Below are 18829 nucleotides of genomic sequence, written 5' to 3'. Positions count from 1 at the left end.
TATAAAATATTAATTCGTTATGGCAGAATTAGACATCAGGCAGCCGGAATCCAATATCTATAGCAACGTTGAAGATAGTGAAGTTCTTCCTTTGTTCGTAAGATATACCAGTGACGATGCCAAATTTCATGACAAAGATGCAACGGTATCATTTGAAGATACAGTTGCACAATTATCGGGTACCCACACATGCTACCTTATTCACCGTCGTCAAAAGGGACGAAATAAGGTGTATGAAGAACTCGCAATAAAGTTCGATGAACTTCCTTTTTGCATGACTGCACAATTAGCAAGGGATGAATACACCTTACGGGCTCCTCATTTCACACTCAAGAATATGGTCTTGCCTGAGGAAAAAGACCAATTTATAGTCAGAAAATGCGAAGTCCGTTTTGTTGATTTATATGAGGATTCATTCAAATTGATAAACGGAGTTGGTCCTTATTGGGTTGGTCATGTTCAAGAAATCACCCAATTCATGAAGGATTGTTTCTCGCTTCCGATACCCCCTATTGAGATTCAAATAGAAGAGGATAAGGAAATGTGGCAGGCATATCTTGATGGTCTTAACGCTTTATTGGAAAACAAGAGAGACTTGATCAAAATCCAACATGTCAGCAAACAAAAAGGAGGTTTACTTAAATTGGATTTTGACATGGATAGTTATGTTCAGAATCTTAGCAATGCCATTACTGAAGAACTTAAAGGAAAGTGTGAAGCAGAGGCAAACGTTTCTATCGACGATGGGGAATGTCTAATTACTTTTGATAGTTACCAATCAATCCCAGAAGATACTATTGAGAGTATAAAAGCCATTGGTAGAGACTATTGTTACCAGGCAGATTCAGAGCCAACAAATACCGTTAGTGGTAAAATTATCATAATTTCCGATTCCGAAGAGCTTGCTGGTATCACTTCTTCTATTGATGCAGAACTGACTGAATTCGGCGTTAACCTACAGAAAGATGAATCTGGAGAATTCCTTCTTACTTCTGACAAGGATATTGTTTACCTCCAGAAAATTGTTGATACTCACTACAAGGGAGTTGCAGAAGTTGTATGTACAACCAAGCTTGTCATGCCTTTAACTCCTTCTCCTGATTCTGTCGGCAGAAATAGTTTCTCAGATGATCTTCCTGAAGATGCGCAAGTTACTCTATATGGCAAACATTTTGTTGTTACTTCTAAGCGCCCTTTAGATACAGAACTTTCAATATTCAAAAAACTGCGTTTTGCAAGTTGTATGATTTCTGTTTCTCCAAAACAGATTGATACGAATATTGAAATTGAAGGTTCAAACATTAAAAATAATGCCTACACATGGATTGTCAATAATCCTTCAGAATTAGGCAAACTTGGTCGTTTGTTTAATTTAGTGAGAAAGAACTACTCAAATCAATATATTAGCAGCACTTATCACTATGCATTTGCTCCACAAATTGAAAAGTCAGTACTTGCTGAGCTAAAACTCAATAATTACGGAAAGACCTCTCTTTCAATTGATGTACCTCGGTCTTGTGTAATATTCTCTCCAAAATCACAGGAAGATTATTCAACTCTAAAGGAAGACATATTTGCACAACTTGATGAATCAATTTGTGCAGAGGCTCCAGAATATCAACCTACTGCAAAAATCGAGTTCCTTTGCGAGAATGAGGAGTACCGAAGAAGTGTGTTCGAGAAGGTCAACGTTGCATTAGCTGATAAGCGTAGTAATTTTACCACAAACAAATTGAGTAAGGACGCTAAGGAACTGAAATTTGCATTTAATTTCGAGGATATAGACGAAAGAGACAGCATTGAAACAATTATCGAGGAAGCCCTTGCGTCTATCCATGGAATAAAGATTCTGTATGACGGTAATAATAAGGGTATAACCCAGTGGTCGCTTTCTGAAGATCTTTCTTTATTACAGGAATTAGATCGCAAACTACAATCGGATTTCAGCAATGAGAATGTAAATTACATAAATGGTTCTCGTTACGATAAATTGAGCGAAGTGGATGAAGAAGAACTGGCTCATAGTCCATATTCAAAGGAAAGTATTATTCGCCGCCGCCGTCGTCAATATCTCCAGAAAAACAGTCTTGCTATTGGAAACTGTGTGCGAAGAACTAGAGACTATGCAATCATTGAGCCTAGTGAAGATATTCTGGAGTTATTGTCTTCCAAAGAGTTGAAGATTATAGCTGGTGATTATATTCAATTTCCTGCTATGGGTGAAACTATGGAATTGATGCGTCAAAGCAAGGCTATGAATCGTATTTTAAAGCCAGAGAGCAAATACAATCACAGACCTATTAATCCAAACTTGCCAAATTTCATTTTTGATCCAAAATATGCAGGAGAAACGATTGTAGATCTTAATGTAGCTATGGAGGACATTCGTTCTCATAAAATTGGAAATCTGAATGATAGACAACTTGAGGCTGTTACGAAATCTGTTCTTGCAAAAGATCTTGCACTCATCCAAGGCCCTCCAGGTACTGGTAAAACAACAGTTATTGCAGAAATCATTTGGCAGGAAATTCGTAAAAATCCAGATTGTCGAATTCTTCTTACATCACAGACAAACACTGCTGTTGATAATGCTCTTGAACGTTTGCAATCTCAAGCAGGCATTAGGCCTGTTCGTATCTTAGGCCGTCTTGATGAGCGAAAAATCAAGAATCTTGCACCTGAAGCTTTACGTTTTTCAACATCAATTATTGACACGTGGAGCCAAGACGCAACAAAATGTAATGATAATGCTGCAAAGATTTGGATGGATAGAATTGTATCCAAGATTTCTAATGATCCTAAATATTTGTCAGCGATAAGCTCTTGGAAGGAAGAGCTTGAAATCAAAGACAAGCATTCACGAACTGAATTTAGTCGGTTATATAAGAGCAATGTAAATCTTATTGCTGCAACATGTAGCATATGCGGTTCGCGTGATTTTATGGAATCATATTCTGACATGTTTGGCGGTAACGAGCGAACTGATATGTTCTTTGATGTTGTAATAATGGATGAAGCAAGTAAAGCAACGCCATTAGAAATGGCAGTACCTCTTGTTTTAGGTAAGAAAATCATTGTCATTGGAGATCATAAGCAGTTACCTCCGATGATGGATGAGAACACCATAGATAGTGCTCTTGAAAAGATTGGCAAAAAAGATATTGCAGAAAAGCTACAAAAGGCTGAATCTCAGTTTAAACGCCTTTTTGAAGCAGCAGCAAAAGTTAGAAAGACCATTGTTGCTACATTGGATACACAATATCGTATGCATGAACAAATCATGAATACTATTAAACAGTTCTATCAAGAAGAACTTGCTGCAACAGGTGGTTTGAAATGTGGTATAACAGACTCCATGGATATACCTGATTTAGAAAATAAGGGAAGTAGATGGCATGGGATTACGCTAAACCCAATTATCCAGCCTAGCACTCATGCTGTTTGGATTGATGTTCACACACCAGAATCATATTTGAATCCTGGCTACAAGAATGAAGGAGAACTTAAAGCCATTGATTTGGTTCTTAAGGCTCTGCAACAAGCTGATGGCTACTCTGAATTTGTTAATGCGCAGCAGAAACCTGAAGACAAGGAGATAGGTATCATTACATTCTATAGTGCTCAAAACCGTGAGATTAAGAAAAAATATGACTATAGGTATAACAAACACATAAACAAAGGAGAATACATTTGTGATGTAGTCGACAGATTTCAAGGCATGGAGCGAAACATTGTTATTGTCTCTACAGTAAGAAGTAATGCAAAGAACAACATAGGCTTTGCTAAAGAGATAGAACGTATAAATGTTGCATTCTCGCGTGCTAAGCGTCTTCTTATTGTAGTTGGCAATAAACGACAATTTGAAAGTAACAGTAATTATGCTGCTTCCATAGCAAATATGGAAACATTTAGTTTTGAACAACTTAAAGATGCTGTAAGATGAACAAGAAACATAATAATACTGCTCCTAAGAAGACCCTAGAGCCTATAGGAACTCGTATTGCAAAGGCTGTCTTCGAAGAAAAGAAGATTTCTGAAAGAATCTTTGGATATATTCCTTACGATATCAACTTTGTAAAAGCTACTTATGCAGGAAAGACTCAAAGACCAGCTAAAATCACATCGATAGAAAAAGGAATTGTCGGCATCCTTCTTGTAGATGAAACATCCTCCTTCGATAAGATTGGTCTTATCTTAGGATTGGATGTTGTCAATGATAAGGCCGAACAGACTATATTACGTACTGCAATAGAAACGCTTCGTGGGTTTAATGCCATCGAAGGTGACGATTCATGTATAGCACTTACAGATGCTGGACGTACATATGCTGATAAAGGAGAACGTCCTGATACCTATTCCAAAACCTTTGATATTTACGTAGATAAATCCCATATGTCTTGGCTAAATATCAAAAATTGTATAGGCGATAATAATTCCAAAATTACTGAAATCAACACGCCTTGTGATAATCTCGATCTCACGTTGGACCAGATTAAACAATTTGCAGAATATCAGGCACAGGATGTACATTTCCCACAGAATCGCTATCAGTTGGAAAGTGCAGTTTGGAGTGAAGGCCATGAGGCAAGTTACAAAGTGTATGTTTGTTTTGTTCAAAGTGTAGCTTCATCAGATCAGGTACGTGCATTCGTTTTCGATGAAAACACCAATGCATTAAATACCACCATGTCTGAGCAAATCAATTCAAATGCAGAGTTAATGTCTGAACTGCTTGAGAATTGTATCAAGTTCGAATGTGAAATTGATGAAGAAACTGTTGTCCTTGAAGGTGACGCTGTAGAAGTTGCAAAGTCTGAGATTTCTGAGGATATTAAAGAAGCAGAAAAACAACTTGTCATTGAAGAAGAAAATGCTCAAAATGCAGATTCTTCCAACATACAAGCTCTATCAATCACTACAAACTCATCTTCGGATAAAAAAAGATTGCATAAAAAGGCTCTTTATGACTCTTTGTCTTTTGAACTGGAACTTCAAAAGATTTTTAATGAGGACGACCCTGATGAGATTTGGCTTATTAGTCCATGGATTAGAAAAGGGGCATTTATGCATGACCGAGGTCCATTGATTGAAAATTTCTTGAAGGATGAAAACAAGAGAGTTTTTATCGCTTATTCTGAACCCGCGTCAAATAATGACGGAAAGCCAATGATGGACGAAGAGGTAGAACCTGGTATTATGCAATTAGATAATCAATATCCAAACTTCTTCTATGTACAATTGCCAGAGTTTCATCTTAAGAATGTAATTGAGGTTAAAGGAAATCAGAAGGTTTTATTCTCAGGAAGTTTTAATGTCTTGTCTTTCTCTGTGTCTGAACAACAGAAGCATGTTCGAAGAGAAGAAATGACGTTAGCTCATCATACAGTTGCAAAAAACAAATATGCAGATTTTCAACTGGAGTTTGCTGAGATATATGCGTCAAGAATTATGAAAGAAATTGAAAATCTTGATATTGAATCTCTTAATAACTATAAAAATGAGCGTTTAGATTATTTCTTAGGTATTGATAACCCAGAAATTCATAAGCTATTTAGTCCGATTGAAGATTTGCTTGAGGAAAAGATCCTGGGATTCCTAAAGGAGAATCTTTACAAGCAACTTACCAAAATCGGTCATGAGTTGGTGGCTGCGTCTAATATGGGAGGCCTTAATGCGAAAGACAAGAAGAAGTACAAGTCTTCTTTAGAGAACATATTAAAAGAACTCTCTACCAACGCAATTGATGATCCATCTATTTTAGAGTTGCTGGATAATAACCAAAAATTACTTAATGTCATACCTGATAAGAAAATTTTCCCAGGTAAGACACAAAAAAATACATGTTCAACTATTCAGCCTAAAACCCCAAAGTCTTTGTCTGTGCTTTCTGATTCTAAAAACGTCTCTATCTCAGAAATAAAGGTGTTGGTATCTGATGCAATGGACGGTAGCCAAGGCGATCGAATAACTATGGAATCTGTGAATACAGCTAAGAAAATGTGCTCTCCAACGAATCTCAGTCTCGAGAATGTTGACAAGTTGTTCAAGGTTCTTGCCGGTGCAAATGTTTTGGCTTGTGCAATTAAGTTCCATATAGAGAAGAAAATGGGACTTGCGGATGTCCAGAATTCTCTTCGTAGGGTTATCAAGAAGTGCGAAGATTTCGATAATCTAAGCATTATCTACAATGAAGTTCAGAAACGAATCATATTTGATCTTGAGGGGGTTCAATTCCAATTCGAGAAATTTGATGTAAATGCAGAACTTATGGAATTCATTAATGGTCACGTAAATCGTGTGTCAAGATGGGATGGAAGCAAAACATTCTTGTATTCAACAGAGATATTGGATATTGCAACAAAATATAAAATAAAATAGTTATGTCAAGATTCGAATCTTCTAGATTTGTACGCAACCCAAAGGTGATGCATGTGGACATCTTAAAGTCCACATGCGACGCCCTTGGGTGGTCATATTCCATTAAAGGGAATGAGTTATTAGTAACAGATGCTAAGCAAGGAAGCAAATTATATGGAGAATATGCATTAAAAGTTAACCTCGCAACTAATGAAGTTACATATAATACGTATTATATGCCTAATGCAGAACAAAAGGTGGAAGAATTGCAAAATCAGTTCTATGCACTTAATGCGGAATATGCAAAAAAATCATTAGTGCAAGAATTTAAGAAAAAAGGATTCACCTATAAGTCCAACGATCGTTTTGCACCAACCACAGAGGAAGTTTATAGTTTCTTTATGGTCGGACGCTCAAAAGACAAAAACGAGGATGAACCTGTTGCGCAAATCAAATTTATCATCTTAAAGGATGGCACCATTGTAACAGATTCTGACTACCTTCCTAATGATGTAAATGAGAGAGCTCATGATGCAATGGATATACTAGAGCAATTGTTGGGAAATAAGAGAGTCATGACTAAAAAAGAAAACATCCCTACTAAATACTTGGCAAAAATGAAACCACGTCGAGTAAATACGCAATCTATAGGACAAAAATAACATGGAAGCTATATATTCAAAAATCAAAGATATGCTTAAGGCATATTACCCAGTATTATATCTTACGAGCTACGAATATGACAGAACAAAACAAAAGATTGAAGGGATAGTCAATATTCTTAGATCAGAGAATAAGAATGTGCGTTTGTTCAATTGGAACTGCGTTGATGGACTTAGATTAATAGAGGGTGTCACCCAATTTCTTGTTAAAAATAGGGATGGAGAAGAAATTGTGGAGCCAGAAGAGACTCTTAAATATATTCTTAATGATAGAGAATCCAGTAAGGATATATTTGTTTTGGAGGACTTTAACAATTACATTGAAGAAGAGAATGTAAAATTTTACATACGTTCAATTGCTGAGAAAGCAAGACATACTAACTCTCACGCCATTGTGTTATCAGCTGTTTACAAACTGCCTATTGAACTTGAGAAATATGTAACCGTATTGAACATTCCTTTACCAAATAGAGGGGATATGGAGAAAACCCTCGGTGTGGTTGAAAGACAATGCAAAATCAACCTCACTATAGAAATGAGAAACCGAATGGTTGATGCTGCATTAGGAATGACTTCAATGGAAGCAGATCTCGCTTTTTGTTTGGCAGCAGTAAAGGATGATTTAGGTGAAAACGCACCTTATACAGTATCATCGGAAAAGGAACAGATTATTCGTAAGTCAGGTATTCTTGATTATTTTCCCAAGAATGAGAATTTGAAAGATGTAGGGGGTATGGAAGTACTCAAAGATTGGCTTTTTAAGAGGAAAAAGGCTTATGAGAAGAAAGCACGAGATTTTGACTTACAAGAACCAAAAGGATTGCTTTTACTTGGTGTTCCTGGTTGTGGAAAAAGTCTGACGGCAAAAACAATTGCTTCGTTTTGGAATATGCCTTTGCTAAGGCTTGATATAGGTAAAGTTTTTCAGGGGGTGGTCGGAAGTAGTGAAGACAATATTCGTAAAGCGATTGCAACAGCAGAAGCAGTTGCACCATGTGTATTGTGGATTGATGAGATAGAAAAAGGGTTGAATGGAGTGCAATCAAGCGGGGTGACTGACGGCGGAGTAACTTCAAGAATATTCTCGACAATTCTTACATGGATGCAAGAGAAAACTTCTCCTGTATTTGTCGTAGCTACCGCAAATAATATCAATCTCCTGCCACCAGAATTGTTGCGAAAGGGTCGTTTCGATGAAATATTCTTTGTAGATCTCCCAAGCCAGAAAGAACGCGAAAACATATTTGCCATCCATTTGAAAAAGAAAGGACAAGATCCATCTCAATACCCGATGGAAATGCTTGGCAAAAAAACGGAAGGTTTCAATGGTGCAGAAATAGAAGAATGCATTAAGGAAGCTATGTTTGCAGCCTATGTAGAGGCGCCTGACACCCCCCAATTACAGAGTAAGCACTTGGTAGATGCAATTTCAAAAACTGTTCCACTATCAACAACGATGAAAGAGCAAATTGCTGCGCTTAGAAATTGGGCAGCAACGAGAGCAAAGAATGCTTCAATTATTGTAAGGGAAGAGGAACAGAAGGAAATGCCAATTCTTCTAACTCGTCCAGAGTTGGAATTGGAAAGGTCATTTAACTTGAATAACTCTAAAGAGAATAAATAATGAGAACAAATTTGGTGTTTATAATAGCGTTGCCCCACCTCTTTCCATTCCGAACAGAGAAGTGAGAAACGTTTATGCCGATGGTACTGCAAATGCGGGAGAGTAGGTAAATGCCAGCCCGGAAGCAAACAGGGATGATAACGTGTGATGCAAGAATAATTCAAAATGTATAAAACTATGTTTAATAAAAATTATTTTATTAACATCGGTGGCATATAGATTGAACAGTCCCAAGACAAAGGGGCTGGTTCAAAAAAGCCATCCCCGTTTAAGGAAGAGTTTTAGAAGCAGATGGGTAAGCATTTTGCAGATCTAATTTGGTGGTCAACAATTGGTCTATTACTAATAATCTTTCTTTAATGGGACCTCCTGAGCAAGAGGGTAAAAGGCTCTATTTAATTTATATTTCTATGACCGAACTCGAACTACAACAATACCTTCTCCGCGAGTACCCACAGGAGAACACTCGCTGCGAATGGAAGGAATTTAAGAATCTTAAGAACTCGTTCTGTGGGGACGAAAAGAATGATGTTATTTCCTATGTGTCGGCTATCGCCAACATGGAGGGAGGAGATTTAGTGATAGGCGTTCATGACAAGACATTGGAGATTGTTGGAACGGACACTTATAACTATGATAAGCAAAAGGCAATATTGCGTCTAGCAGAAAGATGCGTAAATCTTTCAACAGAAGACTTATATATAGATGAGTTTATCACAGATGATACTAATCGTAAAGTATGGGTTATACATATTCCCAAACATCTACCCAAACGACCCGTGTTTGCTCATAATAAGGCATGGCAACGAATAGAGGATTCTCTCGTAGCAATGACTACTGAACGCACGAGTGCAATTCTTGATGAACCGATTTTCAGTGAAACGGATTGGTCGGCACAAATTGTATCTGATGCAACGATTGACGACCTTGATGAAGTTGCCATAGCTAAAGCTCGTATGATGTTCAAGAAAGTACACAGCAGAATCCCTGAAGCCGAAGTAAATGCATGGACAGTGGAAACATTCTTGAGCAAGTGCGGCATAATGAAGAACGGAGGAATCACTCGTGCTGCAATTATTCTTCTTGGTAAATATGAATCCGCTTTCAAGCTACGTCCAGCTGTTGTTCAGGTGACTTGGACGAGACGGGATGAAAAGCAAGATGTTGTGGATTACGAACACTTCACCGTGCCATTTATATTAACCGTAGATGAGATCTTATCAAAGATTGAAAATCTAACCATGCGTGAAATGCCGGGAGGCACGCTCTTCCCAGACACGATGAAGCAATATGACGACTATACTATCCGTGAAGCTCTTCATAACTGCATTGCCCATCAAGATTACACGATGCAGCAGCGAATCAATTTTGTAGAAAATCCGACTTACCTTTATTACTCCAATGCAGGGAGTTTCATTCCTGGTACTTTGGAAAATGCTTTAACAAATGAAGAGCCTCAAGCATATTTCCGCAATGAGTGTCTTTGTAGGGCAATGGTTGATTTCAACATGATAGACACAGTAAGTAGAGGTATCAAGAAAATGTTTAATGAACAATGGCGTCGCCATTTTCCAATGCCTGATTATGAAATTGACGCTAAAAACAGAAAAGTGTCGGTACGCATTTATGGCAATGAAATAAATAAACAATATACTAATTTACTCAAAACCAACGATTCACTGACCTTATGGGACTGCATATCATTAGATGCAGTCCAAAAGGGCAGAGCTATTCATGAGGATGTTGCGCAGAATTTACTAAACAGAGGACTTATTGAGGGCGAAGCTCCCAATTATACAATATCTTTAGGGATTGCAAAGGCCACTAATCAACTGCAGGGTTATACTAAGCAGAAAGGACTTGATAAGGAGAAAATGAAACAGATGATTTTGCAGTATCTTAAGAATGCCGGTACAGATGGAGCGAAACGTGATAGTATTTATGAATATATCAAAGATGTAATGCCGCAAGTTAAGACGCATGAACAGCAATTGAGACTTTTAGGAGATATACTTAGCGCATTAAGTGTGGATAAACTTATTTACGCAAAAGGACGGATATGGTTCTTAAAAGAATAGTCATAACAGAAGATTTTGACGGTTTATTCCAATTATAGCGGAAATTATAACGGATTCCGTCATATTATAGCGGATAATGAAATACGATTAACTCATGTCAAATTCGTAAATTGAAGAAGTATGTTATTAGGAGAAAGAATAAAAGAATTAAGAGCAGAGCACGGAGTACTGCAAAGACAATTGGCTGCACTACTTGAAATAGATACTCCGATGTTCAGCAAAATAGAGCGCGGAGACAGACGAGCTAAACGGACACAAGTAATACAATTGGCAGAATATTTCAATATAGATAAAAATGAACTTCTCACTCTATGGTTAGCAGACAAAGTATTAGATGCGGTAGAGGATGAAGACGAATTAAAACACGATGCGATAGAGGTTGCACAAAAAAGAATAGGCTAACGCTTACAATTGTCGGGAACTATATGGTATCATAATAATCTAATTCCCGACATTATTATTTGATACTCAAATTACTAAATTGCGATATTCGGTTCAAGCGTGGAACTGCATGCCACGTCTTAGATGAAGGTCGTAGGAAAATACCTTGAGTACAGATATGGATATAGCCGCCCACGCCTATAGCGTGAGAACCACTATGCTATCCTTGTGCTCTTTGAAAATTTCCTACGTTTTCATCTACAAGATAAGCATAACGCTTCTAAAAATTCTAACTATGTCTTGGAAAGAGCATATTCAATCCAATACAAAAATATGAAAAACAGCTGAATAAATGAAACCAAAACCCCTTATTTTCTATTACGTTTTATATCCTCAATCCTCTTTTCGGTCTGTTCTCTTCTTTTTGGGTGTGGCTTATACCCAGCTTTTCTTTGAGTTCCTGAAACTTCATTCTGAACCATTCGAGTATGGGCATGTCGTCAATGCACAGCCGGAATTTTCCTTTCTCCTGCGGGTTCTTCTCCACGGTTGCCGTCGAGTGCTCCGTCCTGAACTTCTCCTTGTGTTCTTTCGAATAGAGCCTTCCTTTGAACTCCGCGGGTTGTAGGCTGACAATCCGCCTTGTCAGTTCCTCGGTAAACCCCACTTCCCGGCATTGTTCAGCTATGGGCAGCAGTTCCGTTACGATAGGGAAATAGGTGTCTATCTGTTCCAGCCTGTTGTCGTATTCCCTGATTTTTTGCTGGTAGCTCCGGTCTATCTTGTTTATCTCGCTGTTGTGGCGGTTTTCCATTTTTGTCTGCTCCCTCTGTTCGGCTTGCACCTGCTTTTGCAGATCCACAATTCTCTTTCTTGCTTATTCTATGTGATGATGCGCAAGAATGGGGTAGAAAGAGTATAACAGAACTATATACAAAGCCTAGTAATACATACACTTTCGAAAGTATTGAATGTGCATTAGATGGAGAATTTTTTGAATGCAAGTTTAAAGATAAATATCAGGTAAATAGCGAATCTGTCAAGCAAGTGTTAGATAGTTTCAAACGTCAATCTAAAACATACATTAACATCTTTAGGGACGGACAAGATACCGTTTCTCGAAATTTCAACTTTACCAGACAGGTTGAAATAGCCGTAATAGGCGGGAATAATGTAAACTACTTGCTGAAATTAATGGTAACAACAGAAGAACAAACAAAAATTGTGATAACAAAGACAGATGGAGAGCCTTTAGAGAAGAAAGATATTATGCAACAACTTATTTCGGATATCTTCGATAAAGAGCATCCAATACTATCAGAGAATAATAAAACGTTGATATTGGTGTTATAACATTATTGTCAGTCCGAACTATCTGACAGGAAAGGCGGTAGTTCTATGCTTATACCCGCTGAGAGAACATGATGAGGTACCTACAGGATGGACATCCGTATTGATAATAATCTGGCAGAAAATGTCATCCCCCCTCATATTGGACAGAAAGTACTACCTGCTTTACAGTGATTACTAGGCGATGGTTAACATGAGTGCATCTGTTCGTTATTGACTACATGCATAGGCGCATAAAGTAACCTTATGTAGATACCTGAATGACGTAGTAAGAATGTCATATATGCAGAAGGTAATTTATGAGGAGCTGTTACAAATGCTGCCACACAGATGGAAGGACGCATACAATGGATGATGGAGATATAAATGATAGATGGGAAAACTTTCCGAGTCATGATATACTTAAATGATAATACAATTCTCAATAGAATTAGAATTAAATGATAAATCCAAAATGCTCTCTGAGATATATTGTTAAATATTTCACATGGTTTATGGTTGTATTGTTCAAAACACCTATCTTTATATTGTTGGAACAAGCTAAATTCCTATTGGAAAAACATAGAAGCTATGTAGGTGCAAGATTGGGGCTTTTGGGGGAGAAGTTTTGTAACTTACTGAATGTCACAAGTAATTATGAACTCCGTTAGTCTCGTACGCACCGCTTCTCAAGAAAGCAAAATTAGGAAAATCTCTGATTCTCAACGGAATTAGGGCTTTTTGTTTGTTTGAGGTGAAGCAGATGTAGTGTTTCTGAGAAGTATGTCAGGTGCAAATTCAGTTGCTTTTTTAGGACTACTGAAAATGCAACTAAATATAAACCGCAAAACGTCTTGTAATGCTTTTCCAAATCGTTTAGTGAGTATTTTACATTTGCTAATACAAGAACAACGGCAATTTTGTTATTCATTTTTAATACTGTTTGAATGGTTATTAAAAGGCATTTAATGAGAATTGAGCATGAATGTATTCTATATGCACAAAAAATAGTATTCAGATAAGATACTAATAATTATATACGACAAAGAGCCTGCCGTTTTTTAACAGCAGACTCTTTTTTATACAGGAAATATGTAAAGAGAGTAGTTTTAAAATTTGTATCCTACGGTAATGCCTATATTCGCATTGTGTGGGGCATTTCCATCCATGATCTTGCAAAATCCGAGTTGGGTGTCAAGCCCTACCAGAATTTGTCCGAATTCTACGCCTAGTCCGATGTTCCATCCTGCATCAAATCGGTTGTATCCAAGTCCGTCATCACCGAATGTGTCAATTTTCTTGTCAGCATTTATATCGACATTACCAATGGAGGCCTCGCCGTCGAATTTAGCTTTTCCACCTACGCCACAGGCAAGATATGGTCCTGTCGCAACCACTAAGTTGGTGTTGTTTGCAATGTTGAAGCGGAATTGTACATTGATGGGGAGTTCCAGATAAAGCTGGTTGATTTTTACATCTGCATCAGCATCCACGATACCTTCGTATCCTTCCGAATACTTTGCACCTTTCTGCGAGAAAAACAGTGAAGGTTGCAAGGAAATGATGTCGGTGAACTGATATTCCATTCCGACACCAAGACGTACTCCGGGTTTGAATTTGGAGTGATCCGAGTTGTCGCCGATATAGCTGCTGAGGTTAAGACCGGCTTTTACATTGAAAGACAATTGCGCAAAACTCATCGTGCAAAACAGCGCAAATAAAACGGTTAAAACACTTTTTTTCATCATAATTATAAGTTTAAAATCAGTTAGGTTGTTATTTTGAAATTTCCTTTTCTTTTTTTTGTATAATGTTGATAAAAGAAGAACTGATGATACCGGTAGGAATGGCTACCATCGCCACGCCTACCAGGCAGATGATACATCCCAGCAACTTCCCTAAAGGCGTAACCGGATAAATGTCTCCGTAACCTACGGTGGCAAATGTGATGATAGCCCACCATATTCCGTCTCCGATATTTTTGAAAACTTCGGGCTGAGCACCTCTTTCGATATAATACATGAGGATAGCCGAGAAGCAGATAGTGATGAAACTTGCAGTATATGCAGTTTCAAGTTCCTCTTTTACGGCTGAGAGCGCCCGACCGATAATCCGGAAAGAACGAGAGTGCCGTATCAGTTTGAAAATGATGAAAATATAAGGCAGGATGATGACATGCACCACTTCCGTATCCCAATATATATAGGTAAGGATACAAGGTAGCACAGCTACGAAATCTACAAATCCATAGAAAGAGAATGTGTATTTCAGACGTGCTTTCACAGCCTTTCTGCCGGGATAAAGTGCCGGTGCGGATAAGATACGGGCTATATACTCCACTAAAAATACGAAAGAGGATACATAGGTCACTCCGAATAGAGGCAACCTGTATGCGGCCATTTCCTCATACGAACTTCCGATGATTGCTGCAATGGAGATAAGGATAAAGAAAAGTACGAAATAATGTACATACTTTCTCCCTAAAAAGCGCTGTATCAATATATAAAGTTTCATTACGGATAAATTTGTATGCGAGCTTTGTTCCGTCGTTTTTTTTAGTTTAATAATTTTATTGTACGGTACATGGTTCTGCCCAATGTTTTCAACCCAAAAAACAAAACCTTGTCCGAATGCAGAAACGAAGGTAGCAATATATTTATTGTTTGAAAAATAAAACATGGTATAAAAAACATTCATAGGCTACTAATCGGAAAAAGTGAATACTTTTGCTGGAAATATCAATATTAATCTTACTGTATACAGCTAAAAAAGAACAAAAAGAGCAATGTTAACTGTACGAGAATTTGGACTACGGACGGAAATCCATACCTTTGTTCCCATAATTCTATTTTGTAAATGATAATGAAAAAAGTAATTTGTTTATTGTCGCTATTGGCATGTTTATTTCCGGTTACCGGCATGGCGCAGGGCTTGCATTTCGGCTTGAAAGCAGGTGTGCTTGGCAACAAAGCGGATATTCACGGAATGAGTAGTCAGATCAAGGAAGAGAATCAGACCGGTTTTCAGGTAGGTCCCATGTTGCAATACCAGACCGGTTTTTATGGTCTTGCTCTTGACTTTTCCTTATTGTATGTGCAGCGCGGTGTGAAACTTACCAATACTGCCAACGGTGCAAGTACCGATGTAAAAACGCAAAGTATTGACATCCCTATTGAACTGAAATGGGAGATGGGCATATCAGACAATTTTGACCTCTTCCTGGGGGTGGGTCCTTCTTTTTCTTTTCTGGTAGATGAGGACAATTGGGGGCGTAAGCTTGCCCATATAGCTGTAGATGTCATAGACAAAGATCTCTCATCCATGGGTTGGCGTTCCACTGAGGTCGGTATCAATCTTGGCGGCGGTGTTAAGATTGTAAATCACCTGATGTTGAGCTGTTACTATAATATCGGTCTGACGCAATCTGCCAAACATCATATCGGTGGAAACAAGCACGATGCCATAGACCAGATATTTGACGGCGATGTGTTTGAATCCAAAAACAGGTATTGGCAGTTATCCCTTTCTTATGTGTTTTAGTTGAAGATACGTGGTATGGATGGGGCTGTCTCCTTTTTATTGCTTATCTTTGCGGCCGCATTTACTGATAGACACAGATTGTCTGAAATTATTGGATTATGAAACAGAAACGGATACCGTTGGTAGGGGAGCAATACCTTGTTCCTTTTATATTGATTACTTCTCTCTTTTTCCTATGGGGATTTGCACATGCCATCCTGGATGTGCTGAATAAGCATTTTCAGGAACTGCTGGATATTACAAAGGCGCATTCGGCTTTTATCCAGGCGATGATGTATATGGGTTATTTCGTAATGGCTGTTCCCGCGGGATTGTTCATAAGCCGTTTCGGGTATCGCAGGGGAGTGGTTTTCGGATTGCTGCTGTACGGTATCGGTTCGTTGCTGTTTATTCCCGGGCAATACTATCTGTCATTCAATATGTTCTTGTTTGCCCTTTTTGTCATCGGTTGTGGATTGACATTCCTTGAAACGGCTGCCAATCCTTATGCAACGGAATTGGGGGCGAAGGAAACGGCAGCCAGCCGCCTGAATTTTGCACAGTCCTTCAATGGTTTGGGATGTATTTGCGCTCCTGTGCTGGCAGGTCTGCTTTTGTTTTCGGAAGATGGGAGCGGCAGTGCGGGTAATGTGGCTCTGCCTTATGTAGGCATGGGGATAGTGGTGCTGTTGGTAGCGTTGGTTTTCTCGAAGATTAAGTTACCCGAAATAGAGCATGGTGCAGAGGTGGATGAAGCCGGGCATGAAATAGGGTTGTGGTCGCACAAACTCTTTATCTTTGGTTTGCTGGCTCTGTTTGCTTACGAGATAGGGGAAATCTCCATTAATAGTTTTTTCATTAATTATGTAGTGGAACAGGGGTGGATGAATGCCCGTGAAGCCTCATTGGTACTCTCATTCGGCGGATTGGGATTATTTATGCTGGGACGTTTTGCAGGCAGTTGGATTATGGGGCGTGTACGTGCGGAGAAGATGCTGCTGGTTTGCGCTACGGGAACGGTGGTGACTACTCTTGTGGTATTGCTTGATATGGGCATGGTGTCGCTGGTGGCACTGCTCTGCGGATATGCTTTTGAGGCTATTATGTTTCCTACTATTTTCGCTCTTTCTCTGAGAGGGTTGGGCAACCATACCAAGCGCGCTTCCTCTTTCCTGATGATGTCTCCGGTAGGCGGGGTGGTAGGTCCGCTGTTGATGGGGCTTGTGGCGGATTATACAACAATGGTGATGGCGTTTATCGTACCTTTGGCTGCCTATTGCGTAGTATGGTGTTATGCACGCAAAATGCTGTCTGTTGCAAGAAAGGCACAATAAAGAGGTTGCCGATATAGGATAAAAAAAGAGTTGCAATATAGGGAACTGTCCCGTTATTGCAACTCTTTTATCTTTTATGCAAAGATGTGTATGTTACTTTATCTTATTCAAGTTTTCCTGTGCCTTTTCCGGTTCTATGGTCAAAGCTTTGGTGAACCATTCCTTTGCTATTTCACTGTCGCCCGACAGCCATGCCAGCACGCCCAGGTTGTTCCATGCACGAGGATCGTCTTTTACCCTTTCCATGTATTGCTGCGCGCGGTCAAAGTCACCATAAACGATGTTGGCGGAAGCTGCGTTGATATTGGCTACAATATCTGCCGGATAGTTGGTAGCGGCTATTTCGTAGACTTCTTTATATTCTTTTGTTCCCGGTTGGAAATTTTTGGCTACACCGTACATTTCCTGCAGATTCAGCATCTTGGGATTGGTATAAATCAACGTTGCGGCTTCGGAGTTGCGTACTTCGCGTATTTCGTAATCTATGGCGATAGACAGACGACGCAGGCGGGGATAATATTCATTCATCATGGCACGGTAGGAAGCGCTGCCCAATCCTGATTTCAGTCTGGCTTCACGTACATCGGGGTTGGTGTACTTATTGATTATTTCCAATGCTTTGTCCGCATAGTCGGGCTTGTCTTCCTCAAGCATCTTGACAAGGCTGTCCCAGTCTTCACCGGCTGATGTTACGTTCAGTATGCTGTCCGGGAAGTGATAACTTCCTCTGAGATAGAGGGCGAAAGAGTCGGCACGTTTTGTGGCTACGCGGTCGTTGGTCTTGGCAGAGCCGTCGGGTGAAGCATAGCCGCATATGTTGATAGCTTTGAAAGTAACCAAGTCGCCTTCGGTCAGCGGGTTCAGGGTTTCCTTCAGCTTTTGAAGCTCAGCGGAGTTGTTTTTGAAATCGGCTTTGAATTCCGTACCACCTACTGCATATTCTATATACAGGGTGTTTTGTTCAGAGCGCACTTTCAGCGGCTTTTCTGTCGGGGTGAGGTAGGATACCATGCTCATGCAGGGTTCGCAGATGGAACCTTTCTGCGGCAATGGTTCTTCTTCTACCACAACTACCGGTTCTATCACCTGGATTTCGGGTAAATCCAGCAGACAGTCTTTCCTGCCTTCCTGCAATATCCACATATCTGCCTGGCTCATCCATTCTTCGTAGGGGAGGCGTATGGTATAGTTCACCAGGTTTTGGCGGTCGGCAGACTTGCCTTTAATAATGGTATAAGGCGCATTGTAATCGCCTTTCCTGGCAAGCTTACGGTCTTTGTGGCGCATCTTGAACTTGTTTTTGCCGGTTACGACAACGGGCGGCAAGGTCTTGCAATCCTTTCCGGCAAATAATACCGGAGTAAAGGCGTAAGACTGGGTACTGTTGACTTTTACGGCTTCCATATTGAACTTAAAGTCCAGTGTCAACGTATCGTTTTCCAAGGTCAGTACCGGTTTGGTGACTTTTACCTCACCTGCCATTGCTGCCAATGGCAGCATGGCAAACAGCAGGCAATATATTCTTTTCATAATTCTTCTTGTTTT

Annotated in this window: 12 protein-coding genes, 1 rRNA gene and 1 pseudogene; 10 read left to right on the top strand and 4 right to left on the bottom strand. The window is 39.3% G+C overall.

The window, feature by feature from the left end; translation table 11 throughout:
• The first annotated feature begins 19 nt into the window (after positions 1–19).
• The 7 genes from H8S52_RS05425 (at position 20) to H8S52_RS05395 (ending at position 11123) form a co-directional block, all read left to right on the top strand.
• Complete coding sequence (locus tag H8S52_RS05425) at positions 20–3943, top strand: DEAD/DEAH box helicase (protein ID WP_061411620.1); 3924 nt, start codon at positions 20–22, stop codon at positions 3941–3943.
• Complete coding sequence (locus H8S52_RS05420; RefSeq protein ID WP_061411622.1) at positions 3940–6378, top strand: hypothetical protein; 2439 nt, start codon at positions 3940–3942, stop codon at positions 6376–6378. Before H8S52_RS05425 ends, H8S52_RS05420 begins: the two co-directional genes overlap by 4 nt.
• Before the next feature lie 2 nt (positions 6379–6380).
• Positions 6381–7019: a hypothetical protein gene (locus H8S52_RS05415; protein WP_081106176.1), complete on the top strand. Its 639-nt coding sequence runs from the start codon at positions 6381–6383 to the stop codon at positions 7017–7019.
• 1 nt (position 7020) lies between these two features.
• Entirely contained in the window at positions 7021–8643 is a 1623-nt protein-coding gene (locus tag H8S52_RS05410) for an AAA family ATPase (protein WP_061411624.1), read from the top strand.
• Positions 8644–8653: 10 nt separating this feature from the next.
• Positions 8654–8762, top strand: a 5S ribosomal RNA gene (rrf, locus tag H8S52_RS05405).
• Between the two features lie 291 nt (positions 8763–9053).
• Positions 9054–10721 carry an RNA-binding domain-containing protein gene (locus H8S52_RS05400; RefSeq protein WP_151856036.1) on the top strand — a complete coding sequence of 556 codons (1668 nt, stop codon included), beginning with the start codon at positions 9054–9056 and terminating at the stop codon, positions 10719–10721.
• Positions 10722–10841: 120 nt separating this feature from the next.
• Positions 10842–11123: a helix-turn-helix domain-containing protein gene (locus H8S52_RS05395; protein ID WP_061411626.1), complete on the top strand. Its 282-nt coding sequence runs from the start codon at positions 10842–10844 to the stop codon at positions 11121–11123.
• Positions 11124–11487: 364 nt separating this feature from the next.
• Here the strand turns inward: H8S52_RS05395 and H8S52_RS05390 are convergent.
• A pseudogene (locus H8S52_RS05390) lies at positions 11488–11976 on the bottom strand (mobilization protein); the annotation flags it as partial.
• Here H8S52_RS05390 and H8S52_RS05385 point away from each other — a divergent pair.
• Positions 11976–12455 (top strand): hypothetical protein, encoded by a 480-nt coding sequence (locus tag H8S52_RS05385; RefSeq protein ID WP_237975107.1) that lies wholly within the window; start codon positions 11976–11978, stop codon positions 12453–12455. The pseudogene H8S52_RS05390 and the gene H8S52_RS05385 sit on opposite strands and share 1 nt — an antisense overlap.
• A 1085-nt stretch (positions 12456–13540) precedes the next feature.
• Here H8S52_RS05385 and H8S52_RS05380 read toward each other — a convergent pair.
• Both H8S52_RS05380 and H8S52_RS05375 read right to left on the bottom strand, forming a co-directional pair.
• Positions 13541–14176, bottom strand: coding sequence for a porin family protein (locus tag H8S52_RS05380; protein ID WP_128129018.1), 636 nt, complete (start codon positions 14174–14176; stop codon positions 13541–13543).
• A 31-nt stretch (positions 14177–14207) separates the two neighbouring features.
• Entirely contained in the window at positions 14208–14945 is a 738-nt protein-coding gene (locus H8S52_RS05375) for an ion transporter (RefSeq protein WP_005653820.1), read from the bottom strand.
• Positions 14946–15293: 348 nt separating this feature from the next.
• Between H8S52_RS05375 and H8S52_RS05370 the strand changes: the two genes are divergently transcribed.
• On the top strand, positions 15294–15971 hold the full coding sequence (locus tag H8S52_RS05370; RefSeq protein WP_022103849.1) for a porin family protein: 678 nt from the start codon (positions 15294–15296) through the stop codon (positions 15969–15971).
• A gap of 98 nt (positions 15972–16069) precedes the next feature.
• Positions 16070–17284 carry a sugar MFS transporter gene (locus H8S52_RS05365; protein WP_117985152.1) on the top strand — a complete coding sequence of 405 codons (1215 nt, stop codon included), beginning with the start codon at positions 16070–16072 and terminating at the stop codon, positions 17282–17284.
• A gap of 93 nt (positions 17285–17377) precedes the next feature.
• Here the strand turns inward: H8S52_RS05365 and H8S52_RS05360 are convergent, their stop codons facing one another.
• Positions 17378–18814, bottom strand: a complete 1437-nt coding sequence (locus H8S52_RS05360) for a DUF3868 domain-containing protein (protein ID WP_151870608.1) — start codon at positions 18812–18814, stop codon at positions 17378–17380.
• Positions 18815–18829 lie beyond the last annotated feature (15 nt).

Source organism: Bacteroides sp. NSJ-48 (genome assembly GCF_014287405.1).
In the GTDB taxonomy this organism is placed as follows: Bacteria; Bacteroidota; Bacteroidia; order Bacteroidales; family Bacteroidaceae; genus Bacteroides; species Bacteroides stercoris.
Note: the sequence above shows the minus strand (reverse complement) of the source record. Positions and strands in the feature narration are given on the sequence as shown.

Coding starts and splice junctions, on each gene's coding strand:
- H8S52_RS05410 (WP_061411624.1), top strand. CDS start 7,021: ATGGAAGCTATATATTCAAAAATCAAAGATATGCTTAAGGCATATTAC.
- H8S52_RS05380 (WP_128129018.1), bottom strand. CDS start 14,176: ATGAAAAAAAGTGTTTTAACCGTTTTATTTGCGCTGTTTTGCACGATG.
- H8S52_RS05400 (WP_151856036.1), top strand. CDS start 9,054: ATGACCGAACTCGAACTACAACAATACCTTCTCCGCGAGTACCCACAG.
- H8S52_RS05370 (WP_022103849.1), top strand. CDS start 15,294: ATGAAAAAAGTAATTTGTTTATTGTCGCTATTGGCATGTTTATTTCCG.
- H8S52_RS05395 (WP_061411626.1), top strand. CDS start 10,842: ATGTTATTAGGAGAAAGAATAAAAGAATTAAGAGCAGAGCACGGAGTA.
- H8S52_RS05425 (WP_061411620.1), top strand. CDS start 20: ATGGCAGAATTAGACATCAGGCAGCCGGAATCCAATATCTATAGCAAC.
- H8S52_RS05375 (WP_005653820.1), bottom strand. CDS start 14,945: ATGAAACTTTATATATTGATACAGCGCTTTTTAGGGAGAAAGTATGTA.
- H8S52_RS05415 (WP_081106176.1), top strand. CDS start 6,381: ATGTCAAGATTCGAATCTTCTAGATTTGTACGCAACCCAAAGGTGATG.
- H8S52_RS05420 (WP_061411622.1), top strand. CDS start 3,940: ATGAACAAGAAACATAATAATACTGCTCCTAAGAAGACCCTAGAGCCT.
- H8S52_RS05365 (WP_117985152.1), top strand. CDS start 16,070: ATGAAACAGAAACGGATACCGTTGGTAGGGGAGCAATACCTTGTTCCT.
- H8S52_RS05360 (WP_151870608.1), bottom strand. CDS start 18,814: ATGAAAAGAATATATTGCCTGCTGTTTGCCATGCTGCCATTGGCAGCA.